Here is an 11,680-nt window from a genome sequence, read left to right on the forward strand (position 1 = left end):
AATGAAAAAAATCAGCTTACCGAAGATCGGTATCCGCCCGGTAATCGATGGTCGTCGCATGGGGGTTCGCGAATCGCTGGAAGCGCAAACCATGAACATGGCGAAAGCCACCGCCGCGCTTATCAGTGAGAAGCTGCGCCATGCCTGCGGCGCCCGGGTGGAGTGCGTGATCGCCGATACCTGCATCGCCGGCATGGCCGAGTCGGCCGCCTGTGAAGAGAAATTCAGCAGCCAGAACGTTGGCGTCACCATCACCGTCACCCCCTGCTGGTGCTACGGCAGCGAAACCATCGATATGGATCCGCTGCGCCCGAAGGCCATCTGGGGCTTCAACGGCACCGAGCGTCCGGGAGCGGTCTATCTGGCCGCGGCGCTGGCGGCCCACAGCCAGAAAGGGATCCCGGCGTTCTCCATCTACGGGCATGATGTGCAGGATGCCGATGACACCTCGATCCCGGCGGATGTCGAAGAAAAATTGTTGCGCTTCGCTCGCGCTGGCCTGGCGGTCGCCAGTATGAAAGGGAAAAGTTATCTGTCGCTGGGCGGCGTCTCAATGGGCATCGCCGGCTCCATCGTCGACCACAACTTCTTTGAATCCTGGCTCGGGATGAAGGTTCAGGCTGTCGACATGACGGAGCTGCGCCGGCGAATCGATCAGAAAATCTATGATGAAATCGAGCTGGAGATGGCGCTGGCGTGGGCGGATAAACATTTCCGCTACGGCGAAGATCAGAACGCCGAGCAGTATAAGCGCAATGAGGCGCAGAGCCGCGCGGTGCTGAAAGAGAGCCTGCTGATGGCGATGTGCATCCGCGACATGATGCAGGGCAACGCGAAGCTGGCGGAAAAAGGGCTGGTGGAGGAGTCGCTGGGCTACAACGCCATCGCCGCCGGCTTCCAGGGCCAGCGTCACTGGACCGATCAATACCCCAATGGCGATACCGCCGAAGCGCTGCTCAATAGCTCCTTTGACTGGAACGGCGTGCGCGAGCCGTTCGTCGTCGCCACCGAAAACGACAGCCTCAACGGCGTGGCCATGCTGATGGGCCACCAGCTCACCGGCACCGCCCAGGTGTTTGCCGACGTGCGCACCTACTGGTCGCCGGAGGCCGTAGAGCGCGTCACCGGGCAGCCGCTCACCGGCCGGGCGGAGCACGGCATCATTCACCTGATTAACTCCGGCTCCGCAGCGCTGGACGGCTCCTGCCAGCAGCGCGACGCGCAGGGCAACCCAACGATGAAACCTCACTGGGAGATTGAGCAGAACGAGGCGGATGCCTGCCTCGCGGCCACCGAATGGTGCCCGGCGATCCATGAATACTTCCGCGGCGGCGGCTTCTCTTCCCGCTTCCTGACCGAAGGCGGCGTGCCGTTCACCATGACCCGGGTGAACATCATCAAAGGCCTGGGACCGGTACTGCAAATCGCCGAAGGCTGGAGCGTGGCGCTGCCCAAAGCGATGCACGACCAGCTCGACGCCCGCACCAACTCCACCTGGCCCACCACCTGGTTTGCCCCGCGCCTGACCGGCAAAGGCCCGTTCAGCGATGTGTACTCGGTCATGGCTAACTGGGGCGCCAACCACGGCGTGCTGACCATCGGCCATGTCGGCGCGGATTTCATTACCCTCGCCGCCATGCTGCGTATTCCGGTCTGCATGCACAACGTGGAAGCGGCGAAAATCTACCGCCCCTCCGCCTGGGCCGCGTACGGTATGGACATCGAAGGCCAGGACTACCGCGCCTGCCAGAACTACGGGCCGCTGTATAAGCGTTAACAGGTTGGTTTCGCCCGGAGGCGCAGGCTTACCGGGCCTACAGACGCGCGCTGTTTGTAGGCCGGATAAGCACCGCGCCATTCGGCAATGTTGTTTCGGGAGTCACTATGAAGCAAGACGTAATCCTGGTCCTCGACTGCGGCGCCACGAACGTGCGGGCGATGGCCGTTGACCGACAGGGGAACATTATCGCCCGCGCCGCAACGGCGAACGCCAGCGACATTGCGGCGGAAAAAAGCGACTGGCACCAGTGGTCGCTAGAGGCCATTATGCAGCGCTTTGCCGACTGCTGTCGGCAGATCCATGACCAGCTGGCCTCCTGCACGGTGCGCGGCATCACCGTCACGACCTTTGGCGTCGATGGCGCGCTGGTGGATGAGCAGGGTGCGCTGCTGTATCCGATAATCAGCTGGAAATGCCCGCGCACCGCGGCGGTAATGGACACCATCAGCCGGTATATGTCCGCGCGCCAGCTGCAGCAAATCGCCGGCGTCGGCGCCTTTGCATTCAACACCCTGTATAAGCTGATCTGGCTGAAAGAGAACCACCCGCAGCTGCTGGCGCAGGCCCATGCCTGGCTGTTTATTTCGTCGCTGATCAACCATCGACTGACCGGGGAGTTCACCACCGACCTCACCATGGCGGGCACCAGCCAGATGCTCGATCTCCGGCAGCGCGATTTCAGCGCGCCGATCCTGCAGGCGACCGGCCTGCCGCGCCGCCTGTTCCCGCAGCTGGTTGAAGCAGGCCAGCCGATCGGCGCCCTGCTGCCGGAGGCCGCTGCGCTGCTGGGCCTTCCCGTCGGGGTCCCGGTTATCTCGGCCGGGCACGACACCCAGTTCGCCCTGTTTGGCGCCGGCGCCGGGCAGGATGAGCCGGTGCTCTCCTCAGGGACCTGGGAGATCCTGATGGTGCGCAGCGCGCAGGTCGACACCCCGCTGCTCTGCGACTACAGCGGCTCCACTTGCGAGCTGGACAGCCAGCCGGGACGCTATAACCCGGGGATGCAGTGGCTGGCCTCCGGCGTGCTCGAGTGGGTGCGCAAGCTACTGTGGAACACTGACACGCCGTGGCAAACGCTGATTGACGAAGCGCAGGCGATCCCGCCCGGTGCCCAGGGCGTCAGAATGCAGTGCGACCTGCTCGCCAGCCAGCACGCCGGCTGGCAGGGCGTCACGCTCAACACCACCCGCGGCCATTTTTACCGCGCCGCGCTGGAGGGGTTAAGCGACCAGCTGGCGAAGCATCTGCAAACCCTGGAAAACATCGGCCGCTTCCGGGCGCAAGAGCTGCTGCTGGTCGGCGGCGGCAGCCGCAACGCGCTGTGGAACCAGATCAAGGCTGACCGGCTGGGAATACCGATCAAAGTTCTCGACGATGCCGAAACCACGGTGGCCGGCGCGGCGATGTTTGGCTGGTATGGCGTGGGCGAGTTCTCTTCCCCGGAACAGGCCAGAGCGCAGGTCGCGTACCGCTACCGCTATTTTTGGCCGCAAACTGAACCTGAATTAACAGAGGAAGCCTGAGATGCTCAAAACCATTTCCCCGCTGATATCGCCGGAACTGCTGAAAGTGCTGGCCGAAATGGGCCATGGGGATGAAATTATTTTTTCCGATGCCCACTTCCCGGCGCACAGCATGGGTCCGCAGGTGATTCGGGCCGACGGCCTGCGGGTCAGCGATCTGCTGCAGGCGATTATCCCGTTGTTCGAGTTAGACAGCTATGCGCCGCCGCTGGTGATGATGGCCGCCGTCGAAGGCGATGCGCTCGACCCGACGGTGGAACAGCGCTATCGGCAGGCGCTTTCGGCGCAGGCCCCCTGCCCGGATATCGTGCGGATTGACCGCTTTGCCTTCTACGACCGGGCGCAAAAAGCCTTTGCGATCGTTATCACAGGAGAGTGCGCTAAGTACGGAAATATCCTTTTAAAAAAAGGAGTCACGCCGTAATCTCATGCCGGAGCGTCTGCCTGATGCAGACGCTCAATCAATGATGGGGTGAGAATAAATGAAAGCGGCCCGCCAGCAGGCGATCGTCGATCTCCTGATCAACCACAGCAGCCTGACCACCGAAACGTTGTCAAAACAGCTCAACGTCAGCAGGGAAACCATTCGCCGCGATCTCAGCGAGCTGCAGGCGCAGGGCAAAGTGCTGCGCAACCACGGCCGGGCTAAAGTGATCCACCAGCGCAGCCAGGACAGCGGCGACCCTTTTCACATGCGGCTGAAAAGCCATTACGCGCATAAAGCCGATATCGCCCGCGAAGCGCTGGCCTGGATTGACGAAGGGATGGTCATCGCCCTCGATGCCAGCTCCACCTGCTGGTATCTCGCCCGCCAGCTGCCGGACCGCCCGCTGCACGTCTTTACCAACAGCCAGCCCATCTGTCAGGAGCTGGCTAAACGCGACCAGATCATGCTCACCTGCTCCGGCGGTACTCTGCAGCGGAAATATGGCTGCTACGTTAACCCGGCGCTGATTTCCCAGCTGAAATCGCTGGAGATCGATCTGTTTATTTTTTCCTGCGAAGGCATCGACCCGCAGGGCGCGCTGTGGGACTCCAATGCCTTCAATGCCGACTTCAAATCGATCCTGCTTAAGCGGGCGGCGCAGTCGCTGCTGCTGATCGACAAAAGCAAGTTCAACCGCTCCGGCGAAGCGAGGATTGGTCATCTGGATGAGGTGACGCATATTGTGTCGGATGCGCCGCAGCCTTAAGCATGCGGCGAAGGCCAGAGGACATGCGCGTCTCTGGCCTCAGGGTGAGTGATTAACGCTCGTCGCGACGTCCGCCAACGGCGGCCCACAGGCGACGCACGTGAACGGTCACCTCTTCACGATCGTGATACAGCTGACGCGCCTGGATCTGGGCGTTAACGCCGTGCTCGTCCAGTTGGGCCTGAATGTAGGCCAGATTCTGCGACACCTCTTCATAGCGCTTTTTCATCGGCAGCTTGAGGTTGAAGATGGTCTCCCGGCACCAGCCGTTGACCAGCCACTGCGCCATCAGCGCCGCCACTTTCGCTGGCTTTTCCACCATATCGCAGACCATCCACGAGATGTTATTGCGGTTAGGACGATAGCGGAAACCGTCTTCACGCAGCCAGGTCACCTGGCCGGTATCCATCAGGCTCTGGGCCATCGGGCCGTTATCGACCGAAGAGACCCACATGTTGCGTTTCACCAGCTGATAGGTCCAGCCGCCCGGGCAGGCGCCGAGGTCGACGGCATACATGCCGTTCGCCAGGCGCTCGTCCCACTCGTCCGCCGGAATAAAAACGTGGAACGCCTCTTCCAGCTTGAGGGTGGAGCGGCTCGGCGCGTCGGACGGAAACTTCAGCCGCGGAATGCCCATATAGAACGGCGAGTTATTGTTACTGTACGAGTAGCCGGTATAGCAGCAGCCCGGGGCGATAAAGAACACATGCACCACCGGACGCTTCGGCGTTTCATAGCTGGTCAGGACGCCCGCTTCGCGCAGCGCCGCGCGCAGCGGCACGGTAAACTTGCGGCAGAACTTCATCAGCTCTTTGCTTTCGTTGGTGTCCGCCACCTCGACGCGCAGATCGCCGCCCTTCTCCACCACGCCCTGCAACATGCCGACGATCGGCGTAATGCGATCCTCCGGCGGCAGGTCGCGCAGCAGTTCGCCCACCACAAACATCTGGCGGGCGAAGATCAGCGAGCTGAACGGCAGATCACGCACCAGCTTCTCGCCATCATCCTGCTGATAGCCTTCAAAAATCACATAGCCAGAGTCTTCTTTGACCCGGGCAAAACCAAACACCTCGAGGCGGGCTGCCTTATCGGTAATTTCTGCTGCGCACTCTTTCTCAAACCCAGGGCGACAATAGAGGACAACCTTATTCATGAACAACGCCCTTACGTTTCAGACGAATTGCACCAATTAACATTAACACCCAGCCGGCGAGGAAGCTCACGCCGCCCACCGGGGTCACGAACGCCCACAGGCGTAAATGAGAAAGCGCCAGGCAGTAGAGGCTGCCGCTGAACAGCACGGTCCCTAACGCCAGAAACACGCTACTCCAGTAGAACCAGATACTGATCCGACGCTGCATCGCCACCGCCAGACCAAAAATCGCCAGGGTATGGAAGGCCTGATACTCCAGGCCGGTATGGATCCAGGCCATCTCCGCCGCGCCGAGCGATTGACTTAATACATGCGCGCCGAAGGCACCCAGAGCCACAAAGATAAAGCCGCTAATCGCGGCGAATATCAGCATAAAACGGCTGGTCATGTTGTTACCCTACAAGTAATTATTGTTCATAACGAAAGCGGAATTTTTCTTGTTCACTTGCCGCTTTCGCCAGAATCCACTGCCGGAAAGCGGCTATTTTACCCAGTTCTGCCTGACTGTCATGGCAAACAAGGTAAAACGCATTCTTACTGACCAGAACATCATTAAATGGACACACCAGGCGACCGGCTTCAATTTCGGACTGCGCCATGACATTGTTGGCCAGCGCCACGCCCTGCCCGTGAATGGCCGCCTGCAGCACCATCGCGCTGTGGCTGAAAATCGGCCCCTGCTGCACATTAATATGGCTTAGACCAAGCTGGCGGGTATAAGTTTGCCAGTCGCGGCGGGACGCATCGTGAAGCAGCGTATGTTGCGCCAGATCGGCAGGCGTTTTCAATGCTTTATCGCCGGTGAGCAGCAGCGGGGAACAGACCGGCAGCAGATACTCGGCGTACAGTTTTTCCACACGCAGGCCCGGCCAGTTGCCGCGACCGTAAAAAATCGCCACATCGACATCGTCCGCCAGCTTATCCTCCTGACGGTCCACCGCCTGGATCCTGACGTCGATTCCCGGATAAGCTGAGTTAAAGCTTGTCAGTCTCGGCACCAGCCACTGGATGGCGAAACTTGGCAATAAACTGACCGTTAATGCCCCTTTGGCGCTGCGCGCCTGCAGTTTACGCGTCGCTTCCGTCAGTTGCGAAAAAATCTCTTTAATATCCTGAAAATAGCTCTGCCCTTCTTCCGTTAACAGCAGCGAACGATTGCGCCGACGGAACAGCTTAAGGCCCAGAAAATCCTCGAGAGACTTGATTTGGTGGCTGACTGCGGCCTGCGTCACAAAAAGCTCATCGGCTGCCCGAGTGAAGCTGAGATGGCGTGCGGCTGCATCAAAAACACGTAATGCATTCAGAGGAGGTAATCGCTTCGACATGGTTATTCTGGCTTAGATGTTAACTCAATTTAACAAATAGGAAACAATGGTTAACCTATTAGTTTTTTTTATCTGAGCCATTATAAATTGTCCGTTGAGGTTCTACCAGCAAATACCTATAGTGGCGGCACTTCCTGAGCCGGAACGAGAAGCTTTTTTTGGAATGCGTGTTCCATCAAGCTTTTGGCTTACGGTTGTGATGTTGTGTTGTTGTGTTTGCAATTGGTCTGTCTTTGCAGACCCCGGTAGCAAGGCTACCCCTTTTCACTTCCTGTACATTTACCCTGTCTGTCCATAGTGATTTAATGTAGCACCGCAACGCGCGGTGCTTTTTTTTGCCTTTTTACTGCCTTACTCGTCCAGCTCACCCAGCTGTTTCACGTCAGAGCGATTGATCTGCTGTTTGTTGCCCCACGCGTCCTTATACGAAATCATGCCAGTATCATTATCGGTTTGCGGTTTCCCGTCGGTAACGATGGTCCGCCCATCATTGGTATGCATCACATAGTTAGAGGAACAGGCGCTCAGGCCTAAAGTCAGCATACAGGCAGAGATAATCGCAGCGGCCTTAGTCATTTTCATTTTTCTCTCCTTACGGCTATTTATACTATTCGTGACTCGTTAAGTAATAGGTTAAAACACAAACCCAACACTTTTCAGCATAACCCTCTTTGACCCACGTGGAGTCACATTCGGACAATTCCACAGAGCGCAGAGGCCTTGTCACGCCCGACAAATTGCGCGACGATCGCGGTATTGATACGAGGAATTCCATGAACGCATTCAACCCTGCGCACTTTCGCGCGCAGTTTCCGGCTCTGGCCGATGCCGGCGTCTATCTCGACAGCGCGGCGACGGCGCTCAAACCGCAGGCGGTGATCGACGCCAGCGACCAGTTTTATCGCCTGAGCGCCGGCAACGTCCACCGCAGTCAATTCGCCGCCGCCCAGCGGCTGACCGAGCGCTATGAGGCGGCCCGCGAGCGCGTGGCGGCGTGGCTGAACGCCCCCTCCGGCAAAGATATCGTCTGGACGCGGGGGACCACCGAGGCCATCAATATGGTGGCGCAGAGCTACGTCCGGCCGCGCCTGCAGCCTGGCGATGAAATTCTCGTTAGCGAAGCCGAGCATCATGCCAACCTCGTGCCCTGGCTGATGGTGGCCGGGCAAACCGGCGCCAGAGTGGTCAAGCTGCCGCTCGGCGCCGACCGTCTGCCGGATATCGCCAGCCTCAGAGCGCTTATCACTCCGCGCAGCCGGGTGCTGGCCATCGGCCAGATGTCCAACGTCACCGGCGGCTGCCCGGACCTGGCTCAGGCCATCCGCCTTGCTCACGCCGCCGGGATGGTGGTGATGGTCGACGGCGCGCAGGGGGCGGTGCATTTCCCCGCGGACGTGCAGGCGCTGGATATCGATTTTTACGCCTTTTCCGGCCATAAGCTGTATGGCCCGACCGGGATCGGCGCCCTGTACGGCAAAAGCGAACTGCTGGCGGCGATGTCGCCCTGGCTCGGCGGCGGGAAGATGATCGCCGAGGTCAGCTTTGACGGCTTTACGCCACAGCCGGCGCCCTATGGCCTTGAGGCCGGTACGCCCAATGTCGCCGGGGTTATCGGCCTCAGCGCCGCGCTGGAGTGGCTGGCACAGAGCGATATCGGCCAGGCGGAAAACTGGAGCCGCAGCCTGGCGAGCCTGGCGGAAGAGGCGCTGGCGAAACGGCCGGGCTTCCGCTCTTTCCGCTGCCAGCAGTCAAGCCTGCTCGCCTTTGAGTTCGACGGTATTCATCACAGCGATCTGGTGACGCTGCTGGCCGAGTCCGGCATTGCCCTGCGCGCCGGGCAGCACTGCGCCCAGCCGCTGCTGGCGGCTTTAGGAGTCAGCGGCACGCTGCGGGCCTCTTTCGCCCCCTACAATACCCAAGACGATGTTGCAGCGCTGGTCCACGCGGTGGATCGCGCCCTGGAAATTTTGGTGGATTAATGACGACCCTGCACCCCTTCGGCACGACCATTACCGACGCCACGCTGCGCCAGACCTTCGCCCCGCTGAACCAGTGGGAGGATAAATATCGGCAGCTGATTTTATTGGGCAAAAAGCTGCCGACGCTGACCGATGAGCGCAAAGCGCAGGCCCATGAGATTGCCGGGTGTGAGAACCGCGTCTGGCTGGGCTATGAGGAGGACGCCGAGGGCAGGCTGCACTTCTTTGGCGACAGCGAAGGAAGGATTGTGCGCGGTCTGCTGGCGGTACTTTTAACCGCCGTGGAAGGCAAAACCCGCGCCGGGATCCTGGCGCAGGATCCGCTGGCGCTGTTTGACGAGCTGGGGCTGCGCGGCCAGCTCAGCGCCTCGCGCAGCCAGGGCCTCAGCGCCCTGAGCGAGGCGGTGCTCGCCGCCGCCCGCGAGCGCTAATCTCAAGCTTTCGCTTACCCGCCGAACTACTTCCCGGAAGCCGCAGCGTCGCGCTGCGCTTTCGCCAGCATCTTCTTCAGGGCATGCGACACCGCGACAAACCCGAAGGTCGCGGTCACCATCGTCGCCGCACCAAAGCCGGCAGCGCAGTCCATCCGCTTCGGTCCTTCCGCCGTGCTCTTCATCGCGCAGACACTGCCGTCCGCCTGCGGGTAGACCAGCGCTTCCGTAGAGAATACGCAGTCCACGCCGAGCTTGCCTTTACTGTTTTTCACCACCCCAAACTGGCTTTTCAGCCGCTCGCGCAGTTTAGCCGCCAGCGGATCCTGGATGGTCTTCGCCAGGTCAGCGACCTGGATCTGCGTTGGGTCAATCTGGCCGCCCGCCCCGCCGGTGGTGACCAGCGGCACTTTGTAGCGGCGGCACCAGGCGATAAGCGCCGCTTTTGGCCGGACGCTATCGATGGCATCGATGACATAGCTGAAGCCGGCGCCAAGGTATTCGGCCACGTTTTCCGGGGTTACGAAATCATCCACCACCGTCACCCGACACTCCGGGTTGATCAGGCGAATACGTTCCGCCATCACCTCCGCTTTCGCCAGACCGACGTTGCCGCTGAGGGCGTGGATCTGGCGGTTGGTATTGGTAACGCAGACATCGTCCATATCGATAAGGGTGATCGCCCCGATGCCGGTCCGCGCCAGCGCTTCCGCCGCCCACGAGCCGACCCCGCCGATCCCGACCACGCAGACGTGGGCGTCGGCAAAACATTGCAGCGCTTTTTCACCATATAAACGTGCCGTACCGCCAAAACGCTGGCGCCAGGCATCGCTGATTACAACAGACATAGGACCTCAGAACAAAATGACAGCGCCCGGAGGCCGCCGCAAACGGCGTCATCCGGGCGCCCTGGTCAACAGGCACGGCCAGGGGTGTTAGCCGCTAAAAACATTTCCCGCGCCTGGCGCGTTTTTCAGCACCCATACGCGGCCGTAGTGGTTATACCAGCCGGCACGGTGGCCAGCGTCAGGCCCAATGCCCTGATAGATGTCGAAATGCTGGCCTTTGATGGCCCCACCAACGTCGAGGGCGACCATCAGACGCAGTTCGTACTGGCCGTTAAACTTGCCGTTATTATCCAGCAGAGGTACCTCGGCCAGCAAGGTGGTTCCCGGCGGAATAATCGACCGGTCGGAGGCCACCGAGACGCGGCCGATCAGCGGCACGGCGCTGGCGCCTTTCACCGGCGCGAAAGACTGTGGTTTAAAGAACACGAACGACGGGTTCTGCTCCAGCAGCTCGCGCACTTCCGCTTCGCTGTGCTTTTCACCCCACTCGCGGATCGCCTGCATCGACATATCTTCTTTCTTCACTTCCCCGCGGTCGATCAGCACTTTGCCGATGCTGCGATAGGGCCAGCCGTTTTTCCCGGCATAGCTAAAGAAGTTGAGCGGCGAACCGTCGCCAAAATCGATATAGCCGCTGCCCTGCACGTCCATGATGAAGTTATCCATCAGCGAATTGCTGTACGCCAGCACATAGTTGTCGCTCAGCGCGCCGGCATAAATGCTGGCGCGGGACGGCAGCTTGCCGCGCTTCGGCGGCATCCGGTAAATGGGGTACTGGAATTCGCCCTGACGGGTGTGGCGCGCCTGCACCACCGGCGTGTAGTAGCCGGTAAACTGGACGTTGCCATAGTTGTCGACGCCCTGCATCTGCCAGGCGTCGATGCCAAACTGGCGCAGCGTGCGGGTGTCGCCGCCGGCGCGCAGCCACTCCTGCAGCGCGTTATAGACGTTGCTCTGGCTGTTATAGAGGCGCGGAGAGGCGTTACGAATTTGATTAACCTGCTCGGAGAAGTCGCCGGCGTTGATCGGCGCCCCGACGGCATCCGGCTGGTTTACCAGTGAAAACGGCTGGGTGAACTTGCCATCGCTATATTGCTGACCGCGGTCGGTCGGTTTTGAGGAACAGGCGGCGAGCATAGCCAGCATTGCCCCCGTCGCTACGTATTTTGCCCAACGTCCTTTCATGGTGTCTCATCTTTTGCTGCGAAGCCTTAGTGCGTGTTGAAGATAACAAAGCGCCAGAGCTATTGAAATGCGCGATCTCATCGATGGCACAGATTTGTGTAAAAAAACACCACAACGTGGCGTTTTATAAGCCAATTCTTACAAAAATGTCGATTTGGTCGAAAAAAGGTTGCATCATCTCGCTAGCGGAGTATAGTGCGCTTCCACGGACGCGGGGTGGAGCAGCCTGGTAGCTCGTCGGGCTCATAACCCGAAGGTCGTCG

General features: G+C 60.1%; 12 protein-coding genes. 6 read left to right on the forward strand and 6 right to left on the reverse strand.

All coding sequences use genetic code 11. The features are described 5' to 3' along the window. Position 1 precedes the first annotated feature (1 nt). The 4 genes from fucI (at position 2) to fucR (ending at position 4,496) form a co-directional block, all read left to right on the forward strand. Entirely contained in the window at positions 2 to 1,777 is a 1,776-nt protein-coding gene (fucI, locus tag ABLV76_RS16010; protein WP_348878380.1) for an L-fucose isomerase, read from the forward strand. Positions 1,778 to 1,884: 107 nt separating this feature from the next. Further along, entirely contained in the window at positions 1,885 to 3,303 is a 1,419-nt protein-coding gene (gene fucK / locus ABLV76_RS16015) for an L-fuculokinase (RefSeq protein ID WP_094309113.1), read from the forward strand. Between the two features lies 1 nt (position 3,304). Then, on the forward strand, positions 3,305 to 3,727 hold the full coding sequence (gene fucU, locus ABLV76_RS16020) for an L-fucose mutarotase (RefSeq protein ID WP_017899197.1): 423 nt from the start codon (positions 3,305 to 3,307) through the stop codon (positions 3,725 to 3,727). Between the two features lie 58 nt (positions 3,728 to 3,785). Beyond that, a complete protein-coding gene (gene fucR, locus ABLV76_RS16025) occupies positions 3,786 to 4,496 on the forward strand; it encodes an L-fucose operon activator (RefSeq protein ID WP_004205519.1) in 711 nt (236 codons plus the stop codon). A gap of 52 nt (positions 4,497 to 4,548) precedes the next feature. On the opposite strand, the gene rlmM is transcribed toward fucR, so the two are convergent. From rlmM to ABLV76_RS16045, 4 genes are all read right to left on the reverse strand, one after another. Then, positions 4,549 to 5,649 (reverse strand): 23S rRNA (cytidine(2498)-2'-O)-methyltransferase RlmM, encoded by a 1,101-nt coding sequence (rlmM, locus tag ABLV76_RS16030; RefSeq protein WP_004205518.1) that lies wholly within the window; start codon positions 5,647 to 5,649, stop codon positions 4,549 to 4,551. Continuing rightward, positions 5,642 to 6,037 carry a DUF423 domain-containing protein gene (locus tag ABLV76_RS16035; protein WP_002915543.1) on the reverse strand — a complete coding sequence of 132 codons (396 nt, stop codon included), beginning with the start codon at positions 6,035 to 6,037 and terminating at the stop codon, positions 5,642 to 5,644. The genes rlmM and ABLV76_RS16035 overlap by 8 nt, the downstream gene beginning before the upstream one ends. 19 nt (positions 6,038 to 6,056) lie before the next feature. After that, complete coding sequence (gcvA, locus tag ABLV76_RS16040) at positions 6,057 to 6,974, reverse strand: glycine cleavage system transcriptional regulator GcvA (RefSeq protein ID WP_002915545.1); 918 nt, start codon at positions 6,972 to 6,974, stop codon at positions 6,057 to 6,059. 351 nt (positions 6,975 to 7,325) lie between these two features. Beyond that, on the reverse strand, positions 7,326 to 7,550 hold the full coding sequence (locus tag ABLV76_RS16045) for a YgdI/YgdR family lipoprotein (protein ID WP_002915549.1): 225 nt from the start codon (positions 7,548 to 7,550) through the stop codon (positions 7,326 to 7,328). Between the two features lie 197 nt (positions 7,551 to 7,747). On the opposite strand from ABLV76_RS16045, the gene csdA reads away from it, so the two are divergent. Together csdA and csdE are read left to right on the forward strand one after the other, a co-directional pair. Then, the gene (csdA, locus tag ABLV76_RS16050; protein ID WP_064795104.1) at positions 7,748 to 8,953 is read left to right on the forward strand and encodes a cysteine desulfurase CsdA; all 1,206 of its coding nucleotides are present in this window, start codon (positions 7,748 to 7,750) and stop codon (positions 8,951 to 8,953) included. Next, a complete protein-coding gene (gene csdE / locus ABLV76_RS16055) occupies positions 8,953 to 9,384 on the forward strand; it encodes a cysteine desulfurase sulfur acceptor subunit CsdE (protein ID WP_043520790.1) in 432 nt (143 codons plus the stop codon). Before csdA ends, csdE begins: the two co-directional genes overlap by 1 nt. Positions 9,385 to 9,410: 26 nt before the next feature. Here the strand turns inward: csdE and tcdA are convergent, their stop codons facing one another. Then, a complete protein-coding gene (tcdA, locus tag ABLV76_RS16060; protein WP_004205514.1) occupies positions 9,411 to 10,232 on the reverse strand; it encodes a tRNA cyclic N6-threonylcarbamoyladenosine(37) synthase TcdA in 822 nt (273 codons plus the stop codon). Positions 10,233 to 10,319: 87 nt separating this feature from the next. Continuing rightward, on the reverse strand, positions 10,320 to 11,417 hold the full coding sequence (mltA, locus tag ABLV76_RS16065) for a murein transglycosylase A (protein ID WP_348878381.1): 1,098 nt from the start codon (positions 11,415 to 11,417) through the stop codon (positions 10,320 to 10,322). Positions 11,418 to 11,680 lie beyond the last annotated feature (263 nt).

Source organism: Klebsiella sp. GB_Kp047 (assembly GCF_040065235.1).
Taxonomy (GTDB): domain Bacteria; phylum Pseudomonadota; class Gammaproteobacteria; order Enterobacterales; family Enterobacteriaceae; genus Klebsiella; species Klebsiella quasipneumoniae.